Below are 25,972 nucleotides of genomic sequence, written 5' to 3'. Positions count from 1 at the left end.
GGCCTTTTGTTGTAGTGTTCGTGCATCCGGCCCCCGTTTCCCGAGGCCGGGCGCCGTGTTTTTCATGACCTATTCGCTGAATACGCTTCAATCTTCTTCTGCCGCCGAAGGGCAACCCGTGCGTGTGCGCGCGATGCGCTTCGCCCACGAGATCACGCTGATCGCAGGATTCGCAGCGCTGCTGTTCTGGCTGCTCTCGATGCTCAGCTTCACGCCTTCCGATGCCGCCTGGTCGACCTCGGGCACAGGGGGCGAAATCAAGAACTGGGGTGGCCGCATCGGCGCCTGGCTGGCCGATGGCAGCTACTACGCCGCCGGTTACTCCGTCTGGTGGTGTCTTTTCGCCGGGCTGCGCGCCTGGCTGTCGTCGCTGGCCAACTGGTTGCGCGGCGGCGAGCCGGCATCCGCCGAGCAGGCGGCGCCGCGCGGTCGCTTCAACCGCAGTCGTCTTGCCTTCTGGTTCGGCCTGCTCCTGCTGCTGTGCGCCAGCACCATGCTCGAGTGGTCGCGTCTCTACCGTCTCGAAGCGCATCTGCCGGGCTCCGGTGGCGGGGCGCTGGGCTATCTGGTGGGGCCCGCCAGCGTGCGCTGGATGGGTTTCACGGGCTCGGCACTGGTGGCCATCGCCGGTGGTGTCATCGGTTCGGCGCTGGTGTTCCGCTTCTCCTGGAGCCTGATCGCCGAGCGCATCGGCGCGCGTGCGTACTCGCTGTTCGAATCGCGTCGCGAGAAGCGCGAGCTTGCCGCCGACATCGCCATGGGCAAGCAGGCGGCCCGCGAGCGTGCCGAAGCCGACGAGCCGGCCTTCACGCGCGGTGGTGGCGACGAGTCGGGCCGGTCCGAGCCCTTGCTGGCACCGTCGTCTGGGGTCTTTGCCGCTGGCGACGAAGAAGAGATCCGCGTCGAGCCGCGCCCCAAGCGTCGCCCACCTTCGCCACCGGTGCAGATCGAGCCCGCGATGACCGAGGTGCCGAAGAGCGATCGCGTCGTCAAGGAGCGCCAGAAGCCGCTCTTCAAGGAGCTGCCCGACAGCAAGCTGCCGCAGGTCGACCTGCTCGACGCGGCTCAGGCTCGCCAGGAAACGGTATCGGCCGACACGCTCGAGATGACCTCGCGCATGATCGAGAAGAAGCTCAAGGACTTCGGTGTTGAGGTGCGTGTGGTGCTCGCCTCGCCGGGCCCCGTCATCACGCGCTACGAGATCGAGCCCGCCACCGGCGTGAAGGGCTCCCAGATCGTCAACCTCGCGAAAGACCTCGCGCGCTCGCTCTCGCTGGTGTCGATCCGCGTGGTCGAGACCATCCCGGGCAAGAACTACATGGCGCTCGAACTGCCGAACGCCAAGCGCCAGTCGATCAAGCTCAGCGAAATCCTGGGCTCGCAGGTCTACAACGAAGGCAAGTCGATGCTCACCATGGGCCTTGGCAAGGACATCATCGGCAACCCGGTGGTGGCCGACCTTGCGAAGATGCCGCACGTGCTGGTGGCCGGTACCACCGGCTCGGGCAAGTCGGTGGGTATCAACGCGATGATCCTGTCGCTGCTGTACAAGGCCGAGGCGCGCGACGTGCGCCTGCTGATGATCGACCCGAAGATGCTCGAAATGTCGGTCTACGAAGGCATTCCGCATCTGCTGGCGCCCGTGGTCACCGATATGCGCCAGGCCGCGCATGGCCTGAACTGGTGCGTGGCCGAGATGGAGCGCCGCTACAAGCTGATGAGCAAGCTCGGCGTGCGCAACCTGGCCGGCTACAACACCAAGATCGACGAAGCCAAGGCGCGCGAGGAGTTCATCTACAACCCCTTCAGCCTCACGCCCGACGATCCGGAGCCGCTCAAGCGCGAGCCGCACATCGTCGTGGTGATCGACGAGCTGGCCGACCTGATGATGGTGGTCGGCAAGAAGATCGAAGAGCTGATCGCCCGTCTCGCGCAGAAGGCGCGCGCCGCCGGCATTCACCTGATCCTCGCCACGCAGCGCCCCAGCGTTGACGTGATCACCGGCCTCATCAAGGCCAACATCCCGACCCGCATCGCCTTCCAGGTGTCGAGCAAGATCGACAGCCGCACCATCCTCGACCAGATGGGCGCCGAGGCGCTGCTCGGCATGGGCGACATGCTCTACATGCCCAGCGGCACCGGCCTGCCGATCCGCGTGCACGGCGCCTTCGTCAGCGACGACGAAGTGCATCGCGTGGTGGCCTACCTCAAGAGCCAGGGCGAGCCCGACTACATCGAGGGCGTGCTCGAAGGCGGCACGGTCGATGGCGACGGAGACGGCGACCTGCTTGGCGGCGGCGACGGCGAGAAGGACCCGATGTACGACCAGGCGGTCGAAGTGGTGCTCAAGAACCGCAAGGCCAGCATCTCGCTGGTGCAGCGCCACCTGAAGATCGGCTACAACCGTGCCGCGCGCCTCGTCGAGGACATGGAAAAGGCCGGCCTCGTCAGCGCCATGAGCGGCAGCGGCCAGCGCGAAATCCTGGTGCCGGCGCGCGCGGCGGAGTAATTCGCCGCCGGGCTTTCGCAATTCCGGTTACGTGCTGAAAGGCAATTTGCAAAAGCACCGTGCGGCATTGCAAATCTTCATCAAGACCTGCACCTGCCGCAATTCGCGGCGGGTAGGGTTGAAGCCCGGTGCCACAGCTATTCAGAGGAATCCAAATTGAAATTGCGTCATTGGCTGTTGATCGGCCTCCTGAGTTCCGCCAATGCCTGGGCCGGCGGGCTCGAGAGCCTTGAAGCCTTCGTGAAGACGGTCAAGTCCGGCCGCGCCGATTTCACCCAGACCGTGACCGCCCCGGCGCGCGAAGGGCAGCCGGGCCGCACCAAGACATCGGCCGGCACCTTCGAATTCCAGCGCCCCGGCAAATTCAAGTTCGACTACCAGAAGCCCTTTGCGCAGAGCATCGTGGCCGACGGCAGGACGCTGTGGCTCTATGACGCCGACCTGAACCAGGTCACGCAGCGCGCACAGGCGCAGGCGCTGGGCTCCACGCCTGCCGCGCTGATCGCCGCGGCGCCCGACCTGAAGGCCCTGCAGGCCGACTTCACGCTCGAAGCCGCGCCGGAGCGCGATGGCCTGCAGTGGGTCAAGGCCACGCCGAAGAACAAGGATGGCCAGCTGCAGAGCGTGCAGGTCGGCTTCCAGGGCGATGCGCTGGCTGCACTCGAGATCCTCGACAGCTTCGGCCAGCGCTCGGTGCTCAAGTTCAGCAAGGTCGAGGTGAATCCTTCGCTGCCGGCCAGCGTGTTCGACTTCAAGCCGCCGGCCGGCGCCGACGTCGTCAAACAGTAAATAAAAAGCCCACGGGATTGGCCTCCACAGCCCATCAGCCCCTCGCCGAACGCCTGCGCCCGAAGACGCTGGGCGACGTGATCGGCCAGCAGCACCTGCTCGGCCCGGGCATGCCGCTGCGCATTGCCTTCGAGTCGGGCCAGCCGCACTCCTGCATCCTCTGGGGGCCGCCGGGCACCGGCAAGACCACCATCGCGCGGCTCATGGCCGATGCCTTCGACGCGCAGTTCCTGAGCATCAGCGCGGTGCTCGGCGGCGTGAAGGACATCCGCGAGGCCGTCGAGCGAGCCACCGCTGCGCGCGACGGCCTCACGCAGCAGCGCACCATCGTCTTCGTCGACGAGGTGCACCGCTTCAACAAGAGCCAGCAGGACGCGTTCCTGCCGCACGTGGAGTCGGGCCTTTTCACATTCATCGGCGCGACCACGGAGAACCCTTCATTCGAGGTCAACTCGGCGCTGTTGTCGCGTGCGGCCGTCTATGTGCTGCAGTCGCTCGACGAGGGCAACCTCAAGCAGATCGTCGCGCGCGCACAGGCGATCCAGGCCGTGCCCGCCATCGACGACACCGCGGTCGATCGCCTCGTGGCCTATGCCGACGGCGATGCACGCCGGCTGCTCAACACGCTCGAAACCCTCGCCGTCGCGGCCCGCGCCGAGAAGCTCGACCACATCACCGACGAGTGGCTGCTGCGCGTGCTCGGCGAGCGCATGCGGCGCTACGACAAGGGCGGCGAGCAGTTCTACGACACCATCAGCGCGCTGCACAAGTCGGTGCGCGGCAGCGATCCCGATGCCGCGCTCTACTGGTTCGTGCGCATGCTCGACGGCGGCGCCGATCCTCGCTACATGGCGCGCCGGCTGGTGCGCATGGCCAGCGAGGACATCGGCCTGGCCGACCCGCGCGCATTGCGCCTCGCACTCGATGCCGCAGAGGTCTACGAGCGACTGGGTACCCCGGAGGGCGAACTGGCGCTGGCCGAATGCGTGGTCTACCTCGCCATCGCACCCAAGTCGAACGCCGTCTACAAGGCCTACAACGCCGTGCGCGCCCTCGTGAAGACCGACAGCACGCGTCCGGTGCCGATGCACCTGCGCAATGCGCCGACGAAGCTCATGAAGGAGCTCGACTACGGCAAGGGTTATCGCTATGCGCACGACGAGGAGGGCGGTTTCGCCGCCGGCGAGCGCTACCTTCCCGACGGTCTGGAAGGCCAGGTCTTCTACGAGCCCGTCGAACGTGGACTCGAGATCCGCATCGCGGAAAAGCTGCGCGAACTGCGCCGCCTGAACGGCGAGGCAAAGGGTTGATACAGCCGTCTATACGCTGTTGCAGCATGCGCGCAAAGTGCGCATGACCCCACGCGCATACAGCATGACGTGAGCGGGTAAACCCCCGTCCGCGCGCACCAAATCAGCGCTGGTGCGTGACTACAATCCCGCCCACAAATCTGCCAGCGACACATGTTGGCTGGTTTTTTGCTTGTCAAGCCAGGGGCGCCAAACCGGTGCCCCGGTGGGTGAATGGCACCCCGCAACGGTGCAACACATAGGGAATCGCGTTATGGACATTTTGCTGCAGCAGATCATCAACGGTCTGGTACTCGGCAGCATGTACGCCTTGATAGCCTTGGGCTACACAATGGTGTACGGCATCATCAATCTGATCAACTTTGCGCACGGTGAAGTGCTGATGGTCGGGGCTCTCACGAGCTGGACCATCATCGGTCTCATGAAGGACGGCATGCCCAACACACCGGGCTGGCTCATCCTCCTCATTGCCCTGATCATCGCCTGCGTCGTCGCGGCAACCCTGAACTTCGTGATCGAGAAAGTGGCCTACCGGCCGCTGCGCAACAGCCCCAAGCTCGCGCCGCTCATCACCGCCATCGGCATGTCGATCCTGCTGCAGACGCTGGCAATGATCATCTGGAAGCCGACCAACAAGGCATATCCGACACTCCTTCCCTCCGACCCCATCCACCTCGGCGGCGCGGTCATCTCTCCAACCCAGGTCATGATCCTCAGCGTCACGGCGTTCTCGCTCGTGGTGCTCATGTGGCTGGTCAACTACACCAAGCTCGGCCGCGCGATGCGCGCCACCGCCGAGAACCCGCGCGTGGCTGCGCTCATGGGCATCCGCCCCGACATGGTCATCTCGGCCACCTTCATCATCGGCGCCGTGCTCGCAGCCATCGCCGGCGTGATGTACGCCTCCAACTACGGCATCGCGCAGCACGCGATGGGCTTCCTGCCCGGCCTCAAGGCCTTCACCGCGGCCGTGTTCGGCGGCATCGGCAACCTGGCCGGCGCGGTGGTCGGCGGCATCCTGCTCGGCCTCATCGAGGCCATCGGCTCGGGCTACATCGGAACGCTGACCGGCGGTGTGCTCGGCAGCAACTACAGCGACATCTTCGCTTTCATCGTGCTGATCGCCATGCTCACGCTGCGTCCTTCGGGCCTGCTGGGCGAACGCGTGGCCGACCGCGCCTGAGGAGCTTGCCATCATGAAGAACAGCAAGAACCTTGCTCTCTACGTCATCGGCGCCATCGCCGTGCTCGCGCTGCCCCTGCTGCTGCAGATGCAGGGCAACGCATGGGTGCGCATCGCCGACATCGCACTGCTCTACGTGCTGCTGGCCCTGGGCCTGAACATCGTGGTCGGCTACGCCGGCCTGCTCGACCTGGGCTACGTCGCCTTCTTCGCGGTGGGGGCGTACCTCTTCGCGCTCATGGGCTCGTCGCACCTGTCCGAGACCTTCGAGTGGTTCAAGATCACGTTCCCGAACGGCATGCACACATCGCTGCTGATCGTCATACCGTCGGCCTTCGCGCTGGCCGCGGTGATGGGCGTGCTGCTGGGCGCGCCCACGCTCAAGCTGCGCGGCGACTACCTCGCCATCGTCACGCTCGGCTTCGGTGAAATCATCCGCGTGTTCCTGAACAACCTCGACCAGCCGGTGAACATCACCAACGGTCCGAAGGGCATCACCTCGATCGACTCGATCAAGTTCTGGGGGCTCGACCTGGGCAAGCCGCTGAAGCTCGACGGCTTCACCATCTCGTCGGTCACGCTCTACTACTACCTGTTCCTGGCGCTGGTGCTCATCACCATCCTCATCTCGCACCGCCTGCAGCTCTCGCGCATCGGCCGCGCCTGGATGGCCATCCGCGAAGACGAGATCGCCGCCAAGGCCATGGGCATCAACACCCGCAACATGAAGCTGCTGGCTTTCGGCATGGGCGCGAGCTTCGGCGGCGTGTCCGGCGCGATGTTCGCGGCCTTCCAGGGCTTCGTGTCGCCCGAGTCCTTCAGCCTGATGGAGTCGGTGATGATCGTGGCGATGGTCGTGCTCGGCGGCATCGGCCACCTGCCCGGCGTGATCCTGGGCGCCATCCTGCTGGCTGCGCTGCCTGAAGTTCTGCGCTACGTGGCCGGCCCGCTGCAGTCGCTGACCGACGGCCGCCTCGACGCCTCCATCCTGCGCCAGCTGTTCATCGCGCTGGCCATGATCGTCATCATGCTGGTGCGTCCGCGCGGCCTGTGGCCATCGCCGGAGCACGGCAAGTCGTTGACGAAGAAGGGCGCGGCGCCTGTCGACCCGACCCATGCGGCCGTGGCTCCCGGATCGCTGCAGACCCATGCACCAGGCGTCGATTCGCCCGCTGACGAGTTGCCTGGCGCGGCTTCCCGTCCCATGTCGATCAATCCCTGAACGCCGAAGGAGGAAATCAACATGACGACAGACACCATCCTCGACGTCCGCGGAATCTCCAAGCGCTTCGGCGGGCTGCAGGCCCTGTCCGACGTGGGCATCACCATCAAGCGCGGCCAGGTCTACGGCCTGATCGGTCCCAACGGCGCCGGCAAGACCACGTTCTTCAACGTGATCACCGGCCTGTACACGCCAGACAGCGGCACCTTCGAGCTCGCGGGCAAGCCCTACCAGCCGACGGCCGTGCATGAAGTGGCCAAGGCCGGCATTGCGCGTACCTTCCAGAACATCCGCCTCTTCGCCGAAATGACGGCGATCGAGAACGTGATGGTCGGGCGCCACATCCGCACTCATTCGGGCGTGCTCGGCGCGATGTTCCGCACCGGCGGCTTCAAGGCCGAAGAGAAAGCCATTGCCGACCGCGCGCACGAACTGCTCGACTACGTGGGCATCGGCAAGTTCGCTGACTACAAGGCACGTACGCTGTCCTACGGCGACCAGCGTCGCCTCGAGATCGCGCGCGCACTGGCAACCGACCCGCAGCTCATCGCGCTGGACGAACCCGCCGCCGGCATGAACCTGACCGAGAAGGTCGCGCTGCGCGAGCTGATCGACCGCATCCGCCGCGACAACCGCACCATCCTGATCATCGAACACGACGTCAAGCTCATCATGGGCCTGTGCGACCGCGTCACCGTGCTGGACTACGGCAAGCAGATCGCCGAGGGCACCCCTGTGGAGGTGCAGAAGAACGAGAAGGTGATCGAGGCCTACCTCGGCACCGGAGGACATTGAGATGAGCGCAGCAACGATGACGAGCGAACAAGGCACCGCGACGAAGGCGGCCGGCAAGACGCTGCTGAAGGTCAGCGGCCTGAAGGTCGGCTACGGCGGCATCCAGGCCGTCAAGGGCGTGGACTTCGAGGTGCGCGAGGGCGAGCTTGTCTCGCTGATCGGCTCCAACGGCGCCGGCAAGACCACCACCATGAAGGCCATCACCGGTACGCTGCCGGCCGGGGCCGGCCACATCGAGTTCCTGGGCCGCAGCATCAAGGGCCGCGGCGCGTGGGACCTGGTGGAAGAGGGCCTCGTGATGGTGCCGGAAGGCCGTGGTGTGTTCACGCGCATGACCATCACCGAAAACCTGCAGATCGGCGCCTACATCCGCAAGGACAAGGCCGCGATCGCGAGCGACATGGAGCGCGTGTTCGTCACCTTCCCGCGCCTGCGCGAACGCAAGGACCAGCTCGCCGGCACCATGTCGGGCGGCGAGCAGCAGATGCTGGCCATGGGCCGCGCGCTCATGGCACGCCCCAAGGTGCTGCTGCTGGACGAACCCACCATGGGCCTGTCGCCCATCATGTGCGACAAGATCTTCGAGGTGGTGCAGGCCGTGGCCGCGCAGGGCGTGACCATCCTGCTGGTAGAGCAGAACGCCAACCGCGCGCTGCAGCTGGCCGACCGCGGCTACGTGATGGAGTCTGGGCTCATCACCATGAGCGGCGAGGCCAAGGCCCTGCTGAGCGACCCGCGCGTGCGGGCCGCCTACCTCGGCGAATAAGCGGGCGTTTCGTTCGCCAGAGGCGGTGCGGGCCGCGCCTGCATGGCGCGGCGGTACGCACCGCCTTTTTCTTTCTCCTGCCGGCTACATCATCGCCGCGGCGGCCTTGATCGCCTCGCGGATGCGGCCGTAGGTGCCGCAGCGGCACACGTTCTCGATGGCGTCGATGTCGGCGTCCGTCGGGTTGCGCGTGCGGCGCAGCAGGTCCACCGCCGCCATGATCTGCCCCGGCTGGCAGAAGCCGCACTGCGGCACGTCGAGGTTCAGCCAGGCCTGCTGCACCGGGTGCAGCGTGTTGCCGTTGGCCAGTCCCTCGATGGTCGTCACCTGGCGGCCGCGCACGTCGGAGACGCGCACCGAGCACACGCTCACCGCCTTGCCGTCGACATGGCATGTGCAGGCCTTGCAGACGTTGATGCCGCAGCCGTACTTCGGCCCGGTGATGCCGAGCTTGTCGCGCAGCACCCAGAGCAGCGCCATGTCGTCGGGCGCCTCGACGTCGACGTTCTGGCCATTCACCTTGAAAGATTGCACGGGCATGGGGAGCCTCCTCAGGTCGGGATCGGAACGTTGACGGGCGTGGGCAGCTTGCCCGGCGGGATCGGCGTGAAGTCGACCGGGAAGTTCAGCGGGAAGCTGCGCGGCTTCGTGCCGGTGGCGCGCGCATACGCGTTGGCTATCGCACCGGAACTGGCCGACAGCCCGACCTCGCCCAGGCCGCCGATGGCCTCATTGCTGGCCGGCATGATGATGACCTTCACGTCCTTCGGGTAGTGCTTCATGCGCGAGAAGTGGTACTGCGAATAGCTGCCTTCCAGCGGCAGCCCGTTCTGGATGTGCAGGCCCGCGCTGAGCACCAGCGCGATCGACTCGCACAGGCCGCCCTGCATCTGCGCCTCGATGCCCGATGGGTTGATCGGCGTGCCGACGTCGATGGCGATCGTTGCGCGCACCACCTTCGCGGCCGACGGCGCCCGCGCGTCGATCTCGACGATGCAGGCCGTGAACGACTTCGACTCCTGGTGCACGCCCACGCCCTGCGCGAAGCCCGCGGGCATCGCCTTGCCCCATTGCGCGGCCTCGGCCACCGCCTTGAGCACCGCGCGGGCGCGCGGCAGGCGCAGGTACTCGAGCCTGAACGCGACCGGATCCTTGCCCGCCGCCTTGGCCATCTCGTCGACCAGGATCTCCTCCACCAGCCGCGAGGGCTGGATGTGCACCGAGCGGTAGGAGCAGGTGTTCATGTCCATCGCCACCGGCGTCAGCAGCTTGGTCGTGACGCCGAAGTTGTACGGCGAGGTGACCATGGTCTTGAACATGATCTGCTCGATCGCGAAGTTGCCCACCGTCTGCGGAAAGCCGTTGGGCAGCGCGATGGCCGCGGCCTCCAGCATGTTGCCGAAGCCGTGGCGCGTGTCGAGGCGCACGCCGGCGATGCGCTGCTCGAAGGCGATCACCTGGCCCAGCAGCATCGTCGCGCGCGCCTTGTGGAACATCGGCGGGCGGATGCGCGTGTGGCGCATGTCGTCGGTGCGGTGGTACATCAGGCGGCAGGGGCGCCCGAGCGCCTTGGAGACCTGGATCGCCTGCAGCACCGGGTCCCAGAAGAGGCGCCGGCCGAAGGAGCCGCCCGAGGGCACCGCATGCACGATCACCTTGCTCAACGGCAGGCCCAGCTCGGCCGCCACGGCCTGCTGCGTGACGATGGGGCTCTGCAGCCCCGCCCAGATCTCGGCCCGGTCGGCGCGCACGTCGGCGATGGCGCATTCGACCTCCATCGGGCAGTGCGCGGCCGGCGCGAACTCGAACTCGCCCTCGACCGTCAGTGCGCCCAGCGGCGGCAGCGCGAACGGCAGCAGCGCCGACTTCAGCTTGCGCATGATGGTGGCGTTCGATTCGCCGTCGATCGGGCCGGCGGCCCAGGTCACGTCGAGCGCGTTCACGGCGGCCCAGGCCTGCCCGAAGGTCTCGGCCATCACGGCCACGCCGGGCGGCGTCGGCGTGATGCCGTTGGTCGAGGGAATCGGCACCACGCCGATCACGCCCGGCATGGCCGTCACCGTGTTCATGTTGTTGATGCTCACGAACTTGCCGTTGATGGTCGGCGGGCGCCGCACCATCGTCGGCATCGCGCCGGGCACCGCCTGGTCGAGCGTGAACTTCTTGCGCCCGGTGACGATGTCGAGTGCGTCGAGCCGCGTGACGCGCTGCCCGACCACCGAGGGCGTGGAGCCCGAGAGCAGGCCGCCCAGGCCGCCCAGCAAAGGCATGCCGGCATGCAGCGAGCGCACGCTCGACGAGCCGCCGGTGAGCTGGTTCCAGATCAGCTCCGGGCTGGCGTCGGCCGAGCTCACCTCGATCGCACTCAGCGGCAGGCGCAGCTTGTCGGCCAGCATCATCGCGGTGGCCGTGGCGATGCCCTGGCCCACCTCGAGGCGCGGCAGCGCGAGCCGCACGCGGCCGTTCTCGCCGTTCGTCACTTTCACCAGGGGCATGGTCGGCAGTGCAGTCACCGTCACCGCATCGCCGATGTCGATCAGGTCGGTGGTGTCGGGCGGGGTCATCGGCAGCAGTGCTGCGGCTGCCTGGGAGGGCGCCGCGAGGCCGGCCAGTCCGGCGGTGGCTGAGACCAGCGGCGCGGCTGTCGCGTAGCCAAGAACCTCGCGTCGGCGCAGGCCCGGCGCATCACCGTCGTCCGGCCCGCGCGGGGGGCGCGGGCTCTCGTTCGAGCGCTTCATCGTTGTCTCCTTGTTGTGGTGGCGAACGCGGGGGACTGTGGCATCATGGCCGCGCCGAAGATGTCGTCGGAACGACATTTCTTACGGCCCCGGTGGCCGGCCCCTGCGACGGGCCGCCAGCTGTCTTGGGAGGAGACCGCAGGAGGCACGACGATGTCGAACGCGTTGGAGAACATGCTCCGCGAGAGCCTGTGGGCGCGTGCCCTGACGAGCGAGGAGCTCGATCGCGTCGTGCAGGAGTCCCACGAGCGCGCGGTGCCTGCCGGCGGTTTTGTCGTGCGGCGCGGCGAACCGGCCGATCACTGGGTCGGCGTGATGGATGGGCTCCTGAAAATGTCCGTGTCGCTGCCCGACGGGCGCGTTTCCACTTTCACCGGCGTCACTGCCGGAGGCTGGAGCGGAGAGGGCTCCTTGCTCAGTCCCGGATGCTGGCGCTACGACGGCGTGGCATTGCGGCCAACGCGCGTTGCATGCATTCCCCGGCACAGCTTCGAGCGCCTGCTGGCCTCGAACATCGAATTCAATCGGTTTCTGTTGTTACACATCAACGCGCGATTGAGCCTGTTCATCGGGCTCATGGAGTTCGATCGCCTGCTGGGACCGGACGCGCGCGTGGCGCGCTGTCTCGCCAGCCTGTTCGATCCGATCCTGTATCCGCGCGCCGACCGCTTCGTGCGGTTGAGCCAGGACGAGATCGGCCTGCTGTCGGCGGTGTCGCGCCAGCGGGCCAACCGGGCGCTGCATGCCTTGCAGCGCGACGGGCTGCTGCGCGTGGAGCACGGCGGCGTCGAGGTGCTCGACCTCGCCGGGCTGCGCAATTACTCGGGCGAGGCCACCACGGCGGGGCGCGGCCCGGATCCGGAGGCGCTCCCCGGGGAGCTTGTCAGTCCACCTTCGCCCCGGTGGCCTTGACCACCTTCTCGTACTTCGCGAGCTCGCTCTTCATGAAGGCGCCGAACTGCTCGGGCGAGCTGCCGACCGGTTCGGCCAGCAGCGAAGCAAAGCGCGTCTTGGTTTCCGGCGCGTTCAGCGCAGCCACGAAGGCCTGATTGAGCTTCACGATCACGTCGTGCGGCGTGCCGGCCGGTGCGACCAGGCCCCACCAGGTGTCGATGGAGAAGCCCTTGAGCGTGTCGGCCACGGGCGGCACTTCGGGCAGCGAGGCGCTGCGCTGCAGCGTCGTCACCGCGATCGCCTTCAGCTTGCCCGCACGGATGTTCGGCGCGGCGGTGGCGAGGTTGTCGAAGTTGAAGTCGACCTGCCCCGAGATCAGCGCCAGCTGGGCCGGGCTGCCGCCGTTGTACGGGATGTGCACCGCGAAGATGCCCGCTTCCTTCTTGAACAGCTCGCCCGCGAGGTGCCCCGCGCTGCCGTTGCCGCCGCTGCCGTAGTTGAGCTTGGCGGGGTTGGCCTTGGCATAGCGGATCAGGTCGGCCACGCTGTTGATGTTCAGGCGCTTCGCCGTGTCGGCGTTCATCACCAGCACGTTGGGCACGCGGACCATCTGCGTGATCGGCGCGAAGTCGGTCGCTGCGTTGAACGGCATCTTGCTGTAGAGCCACGGGTTCACCGCGTTGGTGGCGGTGGCCGCAATGCCGATCGTCAGGCCGTCCGCGGGGGCCTTGGCCACCACGTCGGCACCGATGTTGCCGCCAGCGCCGGGCTTGTTGTCGATGATGACCGTGCCCAGCGTGTCCTTGACGCGTTCGGCCAGGATGCGTGCCGTGTTGTCGATCGGGCCGCCCGCTGCGTAGGGTACGACGAGGCGGATGGGGCGCTGCTGCTGTTGTGCGGTCGCCTGGCCGGCGCCCAGCAGGGCCGTGGCGCTTGCGAGGAGGGTGAGGAGGAAGTGTCTCGTCTTCATTTTCTTCTTGGGTCTTGTCTCAGGGGAGGGCCTTGTCGGCCTCTGTAGTGAATGCGTCGGCAAAGAATTCTTCTTCGGGCAAGCCAGCCAGCGCCACGTAGTCGCGCTTGGCCGAATCGACCACGATGGGCGCGCCGCATGCATACACCTGGTGGCCCGAGAGGTCGGCGAAATCTTCGAGCACGGCCTTGTGGACGAAGCCGGTGCGGCCGGTCCAGTTGTCCTCGGGCGTGGCGTTGGAGATGACGGGCACGTAGCGCAGGTTGGGCATCTGCGCCATCTGCTCGCGCAGCCAGCCGTCCATGTACAGGTCTTCCGGCCGGCGGCCGCCCCAGTAGAGAGTGGCGGGCCGGTCGATGCCCTTGAACTGCATGTGCTCCAGCAGCGCCTTGATCGGCGCGAAGCCGGTTCCGGATGCCAGCAGGATCATCGGCTTGTCGGAGTCTTCGCGCAGGAAGAAACTGCCGAAGGGACCTTCGATGCGCAGGATTTCCTTTTCCTTCATCGTGCCGAACACATGGTCGGTGAACTTGCCGCCGGGCAGGTGCCGCAGGTGCAGCTCGATGCCCGTGCCGGGCTGGGCCACGGTGTGCGGCGCATTGGCCATCGAGTAGCTGCGGCGCGCGCCGTCGCGCAGGATGAATTCGACGTACTGGCCCGCGTAGAACTGCAGCGGCTCGCCGGCCGGCAGTTGCAGGCGTACCAGCATCACGTCGTGCGACTGGCGCGTGAGGGCCATCACCCGCACCGGCATCTTGCGGATCGGCAGTGCGCCGGCCTCGGTGACCTGGCGCGATTCGAGCACCACGTCGCTCGTGGGGTGGGCGCAGCAGGTCAGCACGTAGCCGGCAAGCTGTTCCTCGGCGCTCAGGGCCTTGCTCTGGTGCGGGCCCAGCGTGACCTCGCCCGAGAGCTTCTTGCACTTGCACGAGCCGCAGGCGCCGTCCTTGCAGCCGTAGGGAAGGCCGATGCCCTGGCGGATGCCGGCGGCCAGGATGGTTTCGTCGCCCTGGACCACGAAATGGCGCCCGCTGGGTTCGACGGTGATGGAAAAGCCCGCTTCGTGCGGCGCCGAGACAGTCATCGGTATTCTTCGAGGGGTAACGCTCTTGCCGGGCCGCAGGCGACCCGGGAGCAACTGAATTGGAAGACGGGAACAGGATTTTGCCTTCAATCAATAGCCCCTCCGGCGCGCTGCCAGCGCGGTTCCGGCGAGAACGCCTGCTGATCGTCGGTTGCGGCGACGTGGGCCAGCGCGTTGCGCGCGACCTGCGCGGGCGCATGCAGCTGGTGGCGCTCACTTCGTCGGCCGACCGTGTGGGAGCCCTGCGCACAGCCGGAACACGCCCGCTGGTGGGCAATCTGGACGATCCGGCCACCCTGCGCCGGCTGGCGGGCATCGCCACTCGCGTGCTGCATCTGGCGCCGCCCGCCCGTGACGGCGGTGCCGCCTGGTGGCGCGACCAGCGCACCACGGATCTCGCGAGGGCCCTGCGGCTGCGTTCGGTGCCCTCGGCCTTCGTCTACGGCTCGACCAGCGGCGTCTACGGAGACTGCGGCGGCGCCCGCATCGACGAAACCCGCACCGTGCGCCCGGACACACCGCGCTCCCACCGCCGCGTAGACGCCGAACGGGCAGTGCGCTGGCTGGGCCGGAGCGCGGGCGTGCGCGCCAGCATCCTGCGCATTCCGGGTATCTACGCTCCCGACCGCGAGAACGGCACTCCCCGGGCCCGCGTGCAGCGCGGCACACCCGTGCTGCGGCGCGAGGACGACGTCTACACCAGCCACATCCACGCAGACGACCTTGCACGGACCTGCATCGCCGCGCTGTTCCGTGGCAAGCCGCAGCGTGTCGTGCACGCCTCGGACGACACCGAGCTGCGCATGGGCGACTACTTCGACTTCGCCGCCGATCTCTACGGCATGCCCCGCCCGCCGCGCGTGGACCGAGGCGAAGCCGAACGGCAACTGCCGTTGCAGCTGCTGAGTTTCATGGGGGAATCGCGCCGGCTGGACAACACGCGGCTGAAGCGCGAACTGCGGGTGCGGCTTGCGCATCCGACGGTGCATACAGGCCTGCAAGAACAGACCGAATCGAGATAAGGGAGGGGAGGGCCCTATTCCAGGGACACCGTGGAACCGGCTCCGCCGGGCCACCGGTGTCGCCCCCGGTAGGGGGAAGGCGAAGCGACACGAAGTGCGCGAAGCCTGGGGGCGAGCAAAGTGTGGTGCCCGGGGCCGGAATCGAACCGGCACACCTTTCGGTGGGGGATTTTGAGTCCCCTGCGTCTACCAATTTCACCACCCGGGCAGGGTTCTGAACGAAGCCCAAAATTATGGCACAGTGGCTGCCATGAATTATCCGACCATCGAAGACGCCATCGGCAAGACCCCCCTGGTCGCACTGCAACGCATCAATGCCGCGGAAAACGCCAAGCGCGGCAACGTGATTCTCGGCAAGCTCGAAGGCAACAATCCCGCCGGTTCGGTAAAAGACCGACCGGCCCTCTCGATGATCCGGCGCGCCGAGGAGCGCGGCGAGATCAAGCCCGGCGATACGCTGATCGAAGCCACCTCCGGCAACACCGGCATCGCGCTCGCGATGGCCGCGGCCATCAAGGGCTACCGCATGGTGCTCATCATGCCGGAGGACCTCTCCGTGGAGCGCGCCCAGACCATGAAGGCCTTCGGCGCCGAGCTCGTGCTCACGCCCAAGAGCGGCGGCATGGAATACGCGAGAGACCTCGCCGAGCAGATGGTGACCCAGGGCAAGGGCCGCGTGCTCGACCAGTTCGCCAACCCCGACAACCCGCGCATCCATTACGAGACCACCGGCCCTGAGATCTGGGCCGACACCAAGGGCAAGGTCACGCACTTCGTGAGCGCCATGGGCACCACCGGCACCATCACCGGCGTCTCGCGCTTCCTGAAGGAGAAGAACCCGGCGATCCGCATCATCGGCGCGCAGCCAGCCGAGGGCTCGCGCATCCCGGGCATCCGCAAGTGGCCCGCCGAATATCTGCCGAAGATCTTCGATCCGAGCCGTGTCGATGAAGAAATCAGCGTGAGCCAGAGCGACGCCGAAGAGATGTGCCGGCGCCTCGCGCGCGAGGAAGGCATCTTCGGCGGCATCTCCGCAGCCGGCGCGCTGTGGGCTGCATTGGAAGTGTCGAAGACGGTCGAGAACGCGACCATCGTGTTCGTTGTCTGCGACCGCGGCGATCGCTACCTGTCGACCGGCGTCTTCCCGGCCTGAACTGCGGCCGACTGCAGTGCCTGCCAAAGGCGGGCAGACCGCCCAATAAAAGAAAGAGACCCCATGCCCCATCCCAAGTTCTGCCAGGTCTGTGCCACGCCGCTCGAGTGGATCGCGTTGATGGAAGACGGCGGCCCCAAGGAGCGCCTGCGCTGCCCCAACTGCGGCCACACGCACTGGAACAACCCGACCCCCGTGCTTGCGGCCATCGTCGAGTACCGTGGCCAGGTGCTGCTGGCGCGCAATGCCGCGTGGCCGGGCAAGATGTTCGCGCTCATCACCGGCTTCATGGAGGCCGGCGAGACGCCCGAGGAAGGCATCGCGCGCGAGGTGAAGGAAGAAACCAACCTCGACGTGAGCGCCACCAAGATCGTCGGCGCCTACGACTTCCAGCGCATGAACCAGGTCATCATCGCCTACCACGTGGTGGCCGACGGCGAGGTGAAGCTCTCGCCCGAGCTGGTCGACTACCGGCTCTACGATCTGCCCGACCTCAAGTGCTGGCCCGCCGGCACCGGTTATGCACTGGCCGACTGGCTGCGCACGCGCGGGCACGAGCCCGTGTTCTTCACCGCCGCGGAAAACGAGGAGCGCCGCCGAGGCCTGAACCTGCCGCCGGAGCCTGGCAATGCAAGTTGATCGCGAGCTCGACACGCGCGGGCTGAACTGCCCGCTGCCCATCCTCAAGGCGAAGAAGTCGCTCAACGAGATGGCGAGTGGCCAATTGCTGAAGGTGGTGTCGACCGATCCGGGGTCGATCCGCGACTTCCAGGCCTTCGCGCGCCAGACGGGCAACGAGCTGATGGAGCAGGAAACCGTCGGCACCGACTTCATCCACGTGCTGAAGCGCCGCTGACGAGGCTGCGGAAGCAGCAAAGAAAAAGGGCCGCAGTCGCGGCCCTTTTTGTTCGTGTGCTCGAAGCAGCGATTACAGCTTCAGGCTCTTGAGGTACTCGCGGAAATCCGCGCCCACTTCCGGGTGCGCCAGCGCCAGTTCCACCGACGCCTGCAGGAAGCCTTCCTTGCTGCCGCAGTCGTAGCGGATGCCCTTGTACGAGTACGCGTAGACCGATTCCTTCTTCATCAGCGCCGCGATGCCGTCGGTCAGCTGGATCTCGCCGCCCGCGCCCTTGGGCTGGTTGCGGATCTCGTCGAACACGCCCGGCGTGAGGATGTAGCGGCCGGCAACGCCCAGGCGCGAGGGAGCTTCCTCGGGCTTCGGCTTCTCGACCATGCGGCTGACCTTCACGAGGCCTTCCTCGATCGTGTCGCCCGCCACGATGCCGTAGCGCTTGACGTGTGCGAGCGGCACTTCCTGCACCGCCAGCAGCGAGCCGCCGAGGCGGCCGAAGGCTTCGGTCATCTGCGCCAGCACGGGCTGGCCGCCTTCGGGGCCGACCATCAGGTCGTCCGCCAGCAGCACGGCAAAAGGCTCGTTGCCGACCAGGTGTTCGGCGCACAGCACCGCATGGCCCAGGCCCAGCATGCGCGGCTGGCGCACGTAGGAGCAGGTCATGTCGTCGGGCATGACCGAACGGGCGATGTTCAGCAGGGCGGTCTTGCCGCTGGCCTCGAGCTGGCTTTCGAGCTCGTAGGCGGTGTCGTAGTGATCCTCGATGGCGCGCTTGTTGCGGCCGGTCACGAAGATCATGTCGCGGATGCCCGCTGCGTATGCCTCTTCGACGGCGTACTGGATCAGCGGCTTGTCGACCACAGGCAGCATTTCCTTGGGCTGTGCCTTGGTGGCCGGCAGGAAGCGGGTGCCGAAGCCTGCGACAGGAAATACGGCCTTGCGGATGCGGGTCGAGGAAGTGGACATGGGCAGTTCTGCGTCTTTCTTCAAAAAAGGGGGAGGGCAGGAAGCGAAACGGGACCGGCGCGGGGCCGCTCCCGGAATGCTAAACGCCTTCGAAACCCCTGGTCTGTCAGCCGAGGCGCACAAGCTGGTCGCGCAAACGCTCCAGAGTGGCCGTGAAGTCAGCCAGACGTTTACGTTCCTGCTCGATCACGGCCGGCGGGGCCTTCGCGACGAACGCTTCGTTACCCAGCTTGGAATGCACCTTGGCGATCTCGCCTTCGATGCGTGCAATTTCCTTGCCGATGCGAAGCTTCTCCGCAGCCTTGTCGATTTCCATGTGCAGGCACAGTCGCGCCGCGCCCACCACCGCGACCGGAGCCGCTTCCGCGGCGGCCGACCAGGAAGCCTCGTCGTCGAAGACCTTCACTTCCTTGAGCTTGGCGAGCGCCTGCAGCACCGGAGCCGATTCGCGCAGGAAGGCCGCGCCTTCGGCATCGTCGGCCACTGCGTAGAGCGGCAGTCGCACCGCGGGCGACACGTTCATCTCGCCGCGCAGCGTCCGGCACGCATCCACCAGCGCCTTCAGCCGCGTCACATACGCTTCCGCAGCCTCGTCGATCTTCTCCGGCTGGCTCTTCGGATAGGCCGCGACCATGATCGACTCGCCCTCACGTCCTGCAACCTTCGACACCTTCTGCCACAGCTCTTCCGTGATGAACGGAATCACCGGGTGCGCCAGGCGCAGCAGCGTCTCGAGCACGCGGATGAGCGTGCGGCGCGTGGCGCGCTTCTGCGCGTCGTCGCCGGTCTGGATCTGCACCTTGGCGATTTCCACGTACCAGTCGCAGAACTCGTCCCAGGCGAACTGGTAGATCGCGGTGGCCACGTTGTCGAGGCGGTATTCCTCGAAGCCCTGCGCCACCTCAGCCTCCACGCGCTGCAGCTTCGACACGATCCAGTAGTCGGCGCGGCTGAACTTCAGGTAGCCGTGCGCCGGTCCGCCGACCTTGCACTCTTCCTTCGTGTGCTCCAGCAGGCCGCAGTCCTGGCCTTCGCAGTTCATCAGCACGAAGCGCGTGGCGTTCCACAGCTTGTTGCAGAAGTTGCGATAGCCCTCGCAGCGCTTCGAGTCGAAGTTGATGCTGCGGCCCAGCGAGGCGAGCGAGGCAAAGGTGAAGCGCAACGCGTCGGCGCCGAAGGCCGGAATGCCGTCCGGAAACTCCTTCTGCGTGTTCTTGCGCACGGCGGGCGCCGTCTCGGGCTTGCGCAGGCCTTGCGTGCGCTTGTCGAGCAGCGCGGGCAGCTCGATGCCGTCGATCAGGTCCACCGGGTCGAGCACGTTGCCTTCCGACTTGCTCATCTTCTTGCCCTGCGCGTCGCGCACCAGGCCGTGGATGTACACGTGCTTGAAGGGCACCTTGCCGATGAAGTGCTTGGTCATCATGATCATCCGGGCGACCCAGAAGAAGATGATGTCGTAGCCGGTCACCAGCACGGTCGAAGGCAGGTACAGGTCGAGGTCCTGCGTCTTCTCGGGCCAGCCCAGCGAAGAGAAGGGCACCAGCGCCGACGAATACCAGGTGTCGAGCACGTCCTCGTCGCGCGTCAGCTTCTTGCCAGGCGCCTTGGCCTGCGCGGCGGCTTCGTCTTCCGCCACGTACACGTTGCCTTCCTCGTCGTACCAGGCGGGAATCTGGTGGCCCCACCAGAGCTGGCGCGAGATGGTCCAGTCCTGGATGTTCTCCATCCAGTGGTTGTAGGTGTTGACCCAGTTCTCGGGCACGAAGCGCACCTCGCCCGACTTCACCACGTCGATGGCCTTCTGCGCGATCGACTGGCCGTCGGCGCCGGGGCGCGTCATGGCCACGTACCACTGGTCGGTGAGCATGGGTTCGACGATGGCGCCCGAGCGCGCGCAGCGCGGCACCATCAGCTTGTGCTTCTTCACCTCGACCAGCAGGCCCAGCGCGTCGAGGTCGGCCACGATGGCCTTGCGCGCCACGAAGCGGTCGAGGCCGCGGTACTTTTCGGGGGCGTTGCCGTTGATGGTCGCGTCGAGCGTCAGCACGCCGATCATCTCGAGCTTGTGGCGCTGGCCGACTGCGTAGTCGTTGTAGTCGTGGGCGGGCGTGACCTTCACCACGCCGGTGCCGAACTCCTTGTCGACGTAGTCGTCGGCAATGATCGGAATCAGCCGGTCCACCAGCGGCAGCTTCACGCGCTTGCCGATGAGGTGCCTGTAGCGCTCGTCCTCGGGGTGGACCATCACGGCCGTGTCGCCGAGCATGGTTTCGGGCCGGGTAGTGGCCACGGTCAGCGTGCCGCTGCCGTCCTCCAGCGGGTAGGCGATGTGCCAGAGCGAGCCGTCTTCTTCCTCGCTCTCGACTTCCAGGTCGCTCACCGAGGTCTTGAGCACCGGGTCCCAGTTGCCCAGGCGCTTGCCGCGGTAGATCAGGCCTTCTTCGTACAGCTTCACGAAGGTGTGGGTCACGACCTTGGAGAGGTCGTCGTCCATCGTGAAGTATTCGCGGCTCCAGTCCACCGTGTCGCCCAGGCGGCGCATCTGCTGGGTGATGGTGTTGCCCGATTTCTCTTTCCACTCCCACACGCGAGCCACGAAGTTCTTGCGGCCCAGGTCGTGGCGGTTGACCTTCTGCTCCTGCAGCTGGCGTTCCACCACGATCTGCGTGGCGATGCCGGCGTGGTCGGTGCCCGGCACCCACAGCGTGTTGTCGCCCTTCATGCGGTGGTACCGCGTGAGGCTGTCCATGATCGTCTGGTTGAACGCATGGCCCATGTGCAGCGTGCCCGTCACGTTGGGCGGCGGCAGCTGGATCGCGAACGATTCGGCGCCTTCCTTGGGTTGCTGCGTGCCTCGGAAGCCGGCCTTGGCATAGCCGCGCTTCTCCCATTCGGGGCCCCAGTGCGCCTCGATGGCGGCGGGCTCGAACGATTTGGAAAGGCTGTCCAGTCCAGGCTGGGCGGGAGGGGTGGTGGGTTCGCTCATGGGAAATGCAGGAACGGCCCTTCGGGGAGCCGTTGGGGGGACACAGGTGGGTAGCCGGCGATTTTACCGGGGCGGCCCCGTGTCACGGCCGCCACTGATAATTCCGGCATGCTCTTCCTGCTTTCCCCTGCAAAGTCGCTCGACTACGACACCCCGGTCCCCTCCGAACTCCCCGCCACCCAACCCCACTTCGAATCGCCTCGCGGCCCTTCGGTCGAACTGATCAAGCTGCTGCGCGAGAAGTCGCCCCAGCAGATTTCGGAGCTGATGCACCTGTCGGACAAGCTCTCGGCCCTGAACGTCGCCCGCTACGAGGCCTGGTCCAGCAAGAGCAGCCCGAAGAACGCCCGCCAGGCCGCCTTCGCCTTCGACGGCGACGTCTACGGCGGCCTCGACGCCCGTACGCTCACCAAGGCCCAGATCGGCTGGGCGCAGGACCACGTCTGCATCCTCAGCGGCCTCTACGGCCTGCTGCGCCCGCTCGACCTGCTGCAGCCCTACCGCCTCGAAATGGGCACCCAGCTGGCCAACCGTTACGGCAAGGACCTGTACGCCTTCTGGGGCTCGCGCATCGCCGAGCACCTGAACGAACGCCTCGCGGCCGACCGCACGCCGGTGGTCATCAACGTCGCCTCGCAGGAGTACTTCAAGTCGGTCGACCGGAAGGTGCTCAAGGCCCGTGTGGTCGAATGCGTGTTCGAGGAATGGAAGGGCGACAGGTACAAGATCGTGAGCTTCTTTGCCAAGCGCGCCCGCGGCCTGCTGGCGCGCTGGGCCGTGCAGCACAAGGCCGCCACGCCCAAGGCACTGGAAAAGTTCGACCTCGAGGGTTATGGTTTCGACGCAGATGTCTCGAAACCCGACAGGCTGGTATTCAGGAGAAGGCTGGACTGACCCCCAGTCTTCGCGCACTTCGTGTCGCTTCGCCAACCCCCTTGCAGGGGGCAATACCGGCGGCCCGGCAAAACCGGTTCCGCGGTGTTCCTGGAATGGGGCGTGGCTGTTTTTTCATGCGTTGCGGGGCTTGCCGCAGCGTGGAGGAGTAATTGATATGTCGCAAGCGATCAGTCCGGAACTGCGCGAATGGCTGGTTGCCCAGCTCGCCGCCGGGCACTCGGTGCCGGCCCTGCGCGCCTCGATGCGCGCGGCCGGCTGGCACGATGCCGCCGCCGACGTGGCGCTGGCCCAGCTCGAAGCCGGCTTCCCCAACGTGGAAGTTACCCTGCCGCCGGTGCAGGCGAAGATGCCCGGGCCCGACCTCGACGGCGCGCCGCTGTACATCGACGCGGGCGACCGTCGCGTACAGGTGCTGCAGACCATGCGGCATCCGCGCGTGATCGTTTTCGGCAACCTGCTGTCGGCGGAGGAGTGCGAAGGACTGATCGCCGCCGCGAGCGTGCGGCTCGCGCGTTCGCTCACCGTTGAGACGCGCACCGGCGGCGAGGTGCTGAACGTCGACCGCACCAGCGACGGCATGTTCTTCGAGCGCGGCGAGAACGAGATCGTGGCCCGCCTCGAGCAGCGCATTGCCGCGCTGCTGCGCTGGCCGCTCGAATTCGGCGAAGGCCTGCAGATCCTGCGCTACGCCCCCGGCGCGCAGTACCGCCCGCACTACGACTACTTCGACCCGAACGAGCCCGGCACGCCCACCATCCTCAAGCGCGGCGGCCAGCGCGTCGGCACGCTGGTGATGTACCTGCAGGAGCCCGAGGGCGGCGGCGCCACCACCTTCCCCGACGTGGGCCTCGAAGTGGCGCCCGTGCGCGGTTGCGGCGTGTTCTTCAGCTACGACCGGCCCGACCCCGTCACCCGCACCCTGCACGGCGGTGCGCCGGTGCTGGCGGGCGAGAAGTGGGTTGCCACCAAGTGGCTGCGCGAGCGCGAGTTCAAGTAGCGCGAGAACAAGGACCCGATGAAAGTCACCGCCAACGGGCTGCAGATCGAAGTCGACGACACCGGAGGCGAAGGGCGCCCCGTCATCCTGCTCATCATGGGCCTGGGCATGCAGCTCGTTGCCTGGCCGACCGCCTTCGTTCAGCAACTGGTGGACGCGGGCTTCCGCGTGGTACGCCACGACAACCGCGACATCGGCCTGAGCCAGGGCTTCGACCACGCAGGCACCGGCAACATCGTGTGGGAGACCATCCGCCACCGCCTCGGGCTGAAGGTGCGCTCGGCCTACACGCTGCAGGACATGGCCCTCGACTCGCTCGGCGTGCTCGATGCGCTGGGCATCGAGAAGGCCCACATCGTCGGCGCCTCCATGGGCGGCATGATCGCGCAGCGCATCGCGGTCTTCGCGCCGCAGCGCACGACCAGCCTCGTGAGCATCATGAGTTCGAGCGGCGCACGCGGCCTGCCCGGACCGCGCCGCGAAGTCACCTCCATGCTCATGCGGCGCCCGGCGGGCCGAGACGAGGCCGCGCTGGTCGCGCACAGCATCAGGCTGCTGCGGCTCATCCAGAGCCCCGCCTATCCGCAGACCGACGAGGCGCTGGCCGAGCGCCTCACCTTCGGCCTGCGGCGCTCGTACCATCCGGCCGGGCTGCTGCGGCAGATGCTGGCCATCGGCGCCGACGACGAGCGCCCCCGCATACTGCAAGGCATCCGGTCGCCCACGCTGGTGCTGCACGGCGATGCCGATGCGCTCGTACCCATCGCCTGCGGCGAAGACTCGGCCAGGCGCATTCCGGGAGCGAAGTTCGTTTCCATCCCCGGCATGGGCCATGACCTGCCGCCCGAGGTGTGCACCATCCTCGCCAACCACATCGCACCGTTCGCGCACGCGGCCGATGCAGCAGACACGAGACCATCATGAGCCACGACCCGCACAACCCCAACACGCCCGAGCAATCGCAACTGGGTCGCGCCTCGGCCTACGCCGACCACTACGACCCGACGCTCCTGTTCCCCATCGCGCGCGCCACGCAGCGCGAGGCCATGGGCATCAAGACCGGCGCCTTGCCCTTCTTCGGCGCCGACCTCTGGACCGCCTTCGAGGTGAGCTGGCTCAACCTGCGCGGCAAGCCGCAACTGGCCATCGCGCACTTCACCATTCCCTGCGAGACGCCGAACATCATCGAGAGCAAGAGCTTCAAGCTCTATCTCAACAGCTTCAACAACAGCCAGTTCGCCAGCGTCGACGCCGTGCGCGAGCGCCTGCGCGCCGACCTGTCGGAAGCTGCATGGCGCGGCAGCGACCAGCAGGCCGGCATCGGCGTGACCCTGCTGGCGCCCGAGATGTTCGACCGAGAGCCCGTGCACGAACTCGACGGCCTCGACCTCGACCGCCTCGACATCGAGTGCAGCCACTACCAGCCCGCTCCCGAGCTGTTGAGCAGCGACGCCACGCAGGCGCCGGTGACCGAAACCCTCACCAGCCGCCTGCTCAAGAGCAACTGCCTCGTCACCGGCCAGCCCGACTGGGGCAGCGTGCAGATCCGCTACAGCGGCCCGCCCATCGACCAGGCCGGCCTGCTCGCGTACATCATCAGCTTCCGCAACCACAACGAGTTCCACGAACCCTGCGCCGAGCGCATGTTCACGGACATCTGGACCCGCTGCAAGCCGAACAAGCTCGCGGTGTATGCGCGCTACACGCGGCGCGGCGGGCTGGACATCAACCCGTTCCGCACGAGCTGGCCACAGGCGTTGCCGCCGAACATCCGTACTGCGCGGCAGTAGGCCAAGGCAGGCCGGGGGCCTTCCTTAAGCCCCTCTTCGGAAACCCGAAACCCGCTCTGGCCCTGCTTGTGGCATTCTGGATTTCACCCGCGAGCCTGCGGGCGAACGAACATCCGGAGCACAGACAAGCATGGTTGAAGGAAAAGTGGTCGTCGTCACCGGCGCGGGCGGCGGCATTGGGCGCGACATCGCGCTGGCGATGGCGGCGCATGGCGCGAAGGTGGTGGTCAACGACATCGGCGCGGCGCTCGATGGTGCCGGCGGCAGCGCCGGGCCCGCGCAGCAGGTGGTCGACGAGATCCGCGCGGCGGGCGGGCAGGCCGTGCCCAACACCGACAGCGTGGCCGATGCGGCGAGCGCGGCTCGCATCGTCGAATGCGCGGTCGAGAACTTCGGGCGCATCGACGCCGTGATCAACAACGCAGGCATCCTGCGCGACCGCTTCTTCCACAAGATGTCGGTGGACGAGTGGGACTCGGTGCTCAAGGTGCACCTGTACGGCGCCTACTACGTGAGCCGCGCCGCCGCCACGCATTTCAAGGAGCAGGAGTCGGGCGCGCTGGTGCACATGACCTCCACCTCGGGCCTCATCGGCAACTTCGGCCAGGCCAACTACGCGGCCGCCAAGCTCGGCATCGTCGCGCTGTCGAAGTCGATCGCGCTGGACATGCAGAAATTCAACGTGCGCTCCAACTGCATCGCGCCCTTCGCCTGGAGCCGCATGATCGGCGCCATTCCCACCGACACCGATGAGCAGCGCGCCCGCGTCGACAAGATCAAGCAGATGACGCCGGCCAAGGTCGCGCCGCTGGCCGTCTACCTTGCGAGCGATGCGGCCAGCGCGGTCAACGGGCAGATCTTCTCGGTGCGCAACAACGAGATCTCGCTCATCAGCCAGCCGCGCCCGGTGCGCTCCATCCACCGCTCGGAGGGCTGGACGCCGCAGAGCATCGCCGAGCACGCCATGCCGGCGATGCGCGCCAGCTTCTACCCGCTGGACCGCTCGGCCGACGTGTTCAGCTGGGACCCGGTCTGAGTACAAACCCGC

23 protein-coding genes and 1 tRNA gene are annotated in these 25,972 nt (G+C 66.9%); 17 read left to right on the top strand and 7 right to left on the bottom strand.

Annotation, left to right across the window (positions count from 1 at the left end; translation table 11 throughout):
• The first annotated feature begins 64 nt into the window (after positions 1-64).
• The 7 genes from EJO71_RS06080 (at position 65) to EJO71_RS06050 (ending at position 8,574) form a co-directional block, all read left to right on the top strand.
• Complete coding sequence (locus EJO71_RS06080) at positions 65-2,509, top strand: DNA translocase FtsK (RefSeq protein ID WP_125947662.1); 2,445 nt, start codon at positions 65-67, stop codon at positions 2,507-2,509.
• A gap of 156 nt (positions 2,510-2,665) precedes the next feature.
• Positions 2,666-3,298 carry an outer membrane lipoprotein chaperone LolA gene (gene lolA / locus EJO71_RS06075; RefSeq protein WP_125947663.1) on the top strand — a complete coding sequence of 211 codons (633 nt, stop codon included), beginning with the start codon at positions 2,666-2,668 and terminating at the stop codon, positions 3,296-3,298.
• Positions 3,299-3,315: 17 nt separating this feature from the next.
• Positions 3,316-4,608, top strand: coding sequence for a replication-associated recombination protein A (locus EJO71_RS06070; protein ID WP_125947664.1), 1,293 nt, complete (start codon positions 3,316-3,318; stop codon positions 4,606-4,608).
• A 253-nt stretch (positions 4,609-4,861) separates the two neighbouring features.
• On the top strand, positions 4,862-5,791 hold the full coding sequence (locus tag EJO71_RS06065; RefSeq protein ID WP_125947665.1) for a branched-chain amino acid ABC transporter permease: 930 nt from the start codon (positions 4,862-4,864) through the stop codon (positions 5,789-5,791).
• 13 nt (positions 5,792-5,804) lie between these two features.
• A complete protein-coding gene (locus EJO71_RS06060; RefSeq protein WP_125947666.1) occupies positions 5,805-7,013 on the top strand; it encodes an ABC transporter ATP-binding protein in 1,209 nt (402 codons plus the stop codon).
• Positions 7,014-7,034: 21 nt separating this feature from the next.
• Complete coding sequence (locus tag EJO71_RS06055) at positions 7,035-7,808, top strand: ABC transporter ATP-binding protein (protein WP_125947667.1); 774 nt, start codon at positions 7,035-7,037, stop codon at positions 7,806-7,808.
• 1 nt (position 7,809) lies between these two features.
• Positions 7,810-8,574: an ABC transporter ATP-binding protein gene (locus tag EJO71_RS06050; protein WP_240651290.1), complete on the top strand. Its 765-nt coding sequence runs from the start codon at positions 7,810-7,812 to the stop codon at positions 8,572-8,574.
• Between the two features lie 84 nt (positions 8,575-8,658).
• Here the strand turns inward: EJO71_RS06050 and EJO71_RS06045 are convergent, their stop codons facing one another.
• Together EJO71_RS06045 and EJO71_RS06040 are read right to left on the bottom strand one after the other, a co-directional pair.
• The gene (locus EJO71_RS06045; RefSeq protein WP_125947668.1) at positions 8,659-9,114 is read right to left on the bottom strand and encodes a (2Fe-2S)-binding protein; all 456 of its coding nucleotides are present in this window, start codon (positions 9,112-9,114) and stop codon (positions 8,659-8,661) included.
• A gap of 11 nt (positions 9,115-9,125) precedes the next feature.
• On the bottom strand, positions 9,126-11,312 hold the full coding sequence (locus EJO71_RS06040) for a molybdopterin cofactor-binding domain-containing protein (RefSeq protein WP_125947669.1): 2,187 nt from the start codon (positions 11,310-11,312) through the stop codon (positions 9,126-9,128).
• 153 nt (positions 11,313-11,465) lie between these two features.
• Between EJO71_RS06040 and EJO71_RS06035 the strand changes: the two genes are divergently transcribed.
• Positions 11,466-12,224, top strand: coding sequence for a Crp/Fnr family transcriptional regulator (locus tag EJO71_RS06035; RefSeq protein ID WP_125947670.1), 759 nt, complete (start codon positions 11,466-11,468; stop codon positions 12,222-12,224).
• Here EJO71_RS06035 and EJO71_RS06030 read toward each other — a convergent pair.
• Together EJO71_RS06030 and EJO71_RS06025 are read right to left on the bottom strand one after the other, a co-directional pair.
• A complete protein-coding gene (locus tag EJO71_RS06030; RefSeq protein ID WP_125947671.1) occupies positions 12,196-13,176 on the bottom strand; it encodes a tripartite tricarboxylate transporter substrate binding protein in 981 nt (326 codons plus the stop codon). The genes EJO71_RS06035 and EJO71_RS06030 overlap by 29 nt on opposite strands.
• A 19-nt stretch (positions 13,177-13,195) precedes the next feature.
• Positions 13,196-14,260 carry a CDP-6-deoxy-delta-3,4-glucoseen reductase gene (locus EJO71_RS06025; protein WP_125947672.1) on the bottom strand — a complete coding sequence of 355 codons (1,065 nt, stop codon included), beginning with the start codon at positions 14,258-14,260 and terminating at the stop codon, positions 13,196-13,198.
• A gap of 80 nt (positions 14,261-14,340) precedes the next feature.
• On the opposite strand from EJO71_RS06025, the gene EJO71_RS06020 reads away from it, so the two are divergent.
• Positions 14,341-15,282 carry an SDR family oxidoreductase gene (locus EJO71_RS06020; RefSeq protein ID WP_125947673.1) on the top strand — a complete coding sequence of 314 codons (942 nt, stop codon included), beginning with the start codon at positions 14,341-14,343 and terminating at the stop codon, positions 15,280-15,282.
• Positions 15,283-15,405: 123 nt separating this feature from the next.
• Here the strand turns inward: EJO71_RS06020 and EJO71_RS06015 are convergent.
• A tRNA-Leu gene (locus EJO71_RS06015) sits at positions 15,406-15,490 on the bottom strand.
• A 42-nt stretch (positions 15,491-15,532) separates the two neighbouring features.
• On the opposite strand from EJO71_RS06015, the gene cysM reads away from it, so the two are divergent.
• From cysM to EJO71_RS06000, 3 genes are all read left to right on the top strand, one after another.
• Positions 15,533-16,435: a cysteine synthase CysM gene (cysM, locus tag EJO71_RS06010; RefSeq protein WP_125947674.1), complete on the top strand. Its 903-nt coding sequence runs from the start codon at positions 15,533-15,535 to the stop codon at positions 16,433-16,435.
• Positions 16,436-16,498: 63 nt separating this feature from the next.
• Positions 16,499-17,074 carry an NUDIX domain-containing protein gene (locus EJO71_RS06005; protein ID WP_019654253.1) on the top strand — a complete coding sequence of 192 codons (576 nt, stop codon included), beginning with the start codon at positions 16,499-16,501 and terminating at the stop codon, positions 17,072-17,074.
• The gene (locus EJO71_RS06000) at positions 17,064-17,291 is read left to right on the top strand and encodes a sulfurtransferase TusA family protein (RefSeq protein WP_093205394.1); all 228 of its coding nucleotides are present in this window, start codon (positions 17,064-17,066) and stop codon (positions 17,289-17,291) included. The genes EJO71_RS06005 and EJO71_RS06000 overlap by 11 nt, the downstream gene beginning before the upstream one ends.
• A gap of 72 nt (positions 17,292-17,363) precedes the next feature.
• Here the strand turns inward: EJO71_RS06000 and galU are convergent, their stop codons facing one another.
• Both galU and EJO71_RS05990 read right to left on the bottom strand, forming a co-directional pair.
• Positions 17,364-18,254 (bottom strand): UTP--glucose-1-phosphate uridylyltransferase GalU, encoded by an 891-nt coding sequence (gene galU, locus EJO71_RS05995; RefSeq protein ID WP_125947675.1) that lies wholly within the window; start codon positions 18,252-18,254, stop codon positions 17,364-17,366.
• Positions 18,255-18,360: 106 nt separating this feature from the next.
• Positions 18,361-21,240 (bottom strand): valine--tRNA ligase, encoded by a 2,880-nt coding sequence (locus EJO71_RS05990; protein WP_125947676.1) that lies wholly within the window; start codon positions 21,238-21,240, stop codon positions 18,361-18,363.
• A 108-nt stretch (positions 21,241-21,348) separates the two neighbouring features.
• Here EJO71_RS05990 and yaaA point away from each other — a divergent pair, with 108 nt between their 5' ends.
• The 5 genes from yaaA (at position 21,349) to EJO71_RS05960 (ending at position 25,960) form a co-directional block, all read left to right on the top strand.
• Positions 21,349-22,134 carry a peroxide stress protein YaaA gene (gene yaaA, locus EJO71_RS05985; RefSeq protein ID WP_125947677.1) on the top strand — a complete coding sequence of 262 codons (786 nt, stop codon included), beginning with the start codon at positions 21,349-21,351 and terminating at the stop codon, positions 22,132-22,134.
• Positions 22,135-22,291: 157 nt separating this feature from the next.
• Positions 22,292-23,134 (top strand): 2OG-Fe(II) oxygenase, encoded by an 843-nt coding sequence (locus EJO71_RS05975; protein WP_125947678.1) that lies wholly within the window; start codon positions 22,292-22,294, stop codon positions 23,132-23,134.
• Between the two features lie 18 nt (positions 23,135-23,152).
• Positions 23,153-24,058, top strand: coding sequence for an alpha/beta hydrolase (locus EJO71_RS05970; protein WP_125947679.1), 906 nt, complete (start codon positions 23,153-23,155; stop codon positions 24,056-24,058).
• Entirely contained in the window at positions 24,055-24,924 is an 870-nt protein-coding gene (gene queF, locus EJO71_RS05965) for an NADPH-dependent 7-cyano-7-deazaguanine reductase QueF (protein WP_125947680.1), read from the top strand. Before EJO71_RS05970 ends, queF begins: the two co-directional genes overlap by 4 nt.
• A 130-nt stretch (positions 24,925-25,054) precedes the next feature.
• Positions 25,055-25,960: an SDR family NAD(P)-dependent oxidoreductase gene (locus EJO71_RS05960; protein WP_125947681.1), complete on the top strand. Its 906-nt coding sequence runs from the start codon at positions 25,055-25,057 to the stop codon at positions 25,958-25,960.
• The last annotated feature ends 12 nt before the right edge of the window (positions 25,961-25,972 follow it).

This window comes from Variovorax sp. 679, from assembly GCF_003952185.1.
In the GTDB taxonomy this organism is placed as follows: domain Bacteria; phylum Pseudomonadota; class Gammaproteobacteria; order Burkholderiales; family Burkholderiaceae_C; genus Variovorax.
The sequence above is the reverse complement of the archived record's forward strand: the minus strand, read 5'-3'. Positions and strand labels throughout refer to the sequence as shown.

What these genes read in the sequence shown, in the direction of transcription:
- EJO71_RS06040 (WP_125947669.1), bottom strand. Translation starts at nt 11,312, where the DNA reads ATGAAGCGCTCGAACGAGAGCCCGCGCCCCCCGCGCGGGCCGGACGAC.
- EJO71_RS06045 (WP_125947668.1), bottom strand. Translation starts at nt 9,114, where the DNA reads ATGCCCGTGCAATCTTTCAAGGTGAATGGCCAGAACGTCGACGTCGAG.
- EJO71_RS06065 (WP_125947665.1), top strand. Translation starts at nt 4,862, where the DNA reads ATGGACATTTTGCTGCAGCAGATCATCAACGGTCTGGTACTCGGCAGC.
- EJO71_RS06050 (WP_240651290.1), top strand. Translation starts at nt 7,810, where the DNA reads ATGAGCGCAGCAACGATGACGAGCGAACAAGGCACCGCGACGAAGGCG.
- EJO71_RS06035 (WP_125947670.1), top strand. Translation starts at nt 11,466, where the DNA reads ATGTCGAACGCGTTGGAGAACATGCTCCGCGAGAGCCTGTGGGCGCGT.
- galU (WP_125947675.1), bottom strand. Translation starts at nt 18,254, where the DNA reads ATGTCCACTTCCTCGACCCGCATCCGCAAGGCCGTATTTCCTGTCGCA.
- cysM (WP_125947674.1), top strand. Translation starts at nt 15,533, where the DNA reads ATGAATTATCCGACCATCGAAGACGCCATCGGCAAGACCCCCCTGGTC.
- EJO71_RS05960 (WP_125947681.1), top strand. Translation starts at nt 25,055, where the DNA reads ATGGTTGAAGGAAAAGTGGTCGTCGTCACCGGCGCGGGCGGCGGCATT.
- EJO71_RS06030 (WP_125947671.1), bottom strand. Translation starts at nt 13,176, where the DNA reads ATGAAGACGAGACACTTCCTCCTCACCCTCCTCGCAAGCGCCACGGCC.
- EJO71_RS06025 (WP_125947672.1), bottom strand. Translation starts at nt 14,260, where the DNA reads ATGACTGTCTCGGCGCCGCACGAAGCGGGCTTTTCCATCACCGTCGAA.
- EJO71_RS05970 (WP_125947679.1), top strand. Translation starts at nt 23,153, where the DNA reads ATGAAAGTCACCGCCAACGGGCTGCAGATCGAAGTCGACGACACCGGA.
- queF (WP_125947680.1), top strand. Translation starts at nt 24,055, where the DNA reads ATGAGCCACGACCCGCACAACCCCAACACGCCCGAGCAATCGCAACTG.
- EJO71_RS06060 (WP_125947666.1), top strand. Translation starts at nt 5,805, where the DNA reads ATGAAGAACAGCAAGAACCTTGCTCTCTACGTCATCGGCGCCATCGCC.
- EJO71_RS06080 (WP_125947662.1), top strand. Translation starts at nt 65, where the DNA reads ATGACCTATTCGCTGAATACGCTTCAATCTTCTTCTGCCGCCGAAGGG.
- EJO71_RS06000 (WP_093205394.1), top strand. Translation starts at nt 17,064, where the DNA reads ATGCAAGTTGATCGCGAGCTCGACACGCGCGGGCTGAACTGCCCGCTG.
- EJO71_RS05975 (WP_125947678.1), top strand. Translation starts at nt 22,292, where the DNA reads ATGTCGCAAGCGATCAGTCCGGAACTGCGCGAATGGCTGGTTGCCCAG.
- EJO71_RS05990 (WP_125947676.1), bottom strand. Translation starts at nt 21,240, where the DNA reads ATGAGCGAACCCACCACCCCTCCCGCCCAGCCTGGACTGGACAGCCTT.
- yaaA (WP_125947677.1), top strand. Translation starts at nt 21,349, where the DNA reads ATGCTCTTCCTGCTTTCCCCTGCAAAGTCGCTCGACTACGACACCCCG.
- EJO71_RS06005 (WP_019654253.1), top strand. Translation starts at nt 16,499, where the DNA reads ATGCCCCATCCCAAGTTCTGCCAGGTCTGTGCCACGCCGCTCGAGTGG.
- EJO71_RS06055 (WP_125947667.1), top strand. Translation starts at nt 7,035, where the DNA reads ATGACGACAGACACCATCCTCGACGTCCGCGGAATCTCCAAGCGCTTC.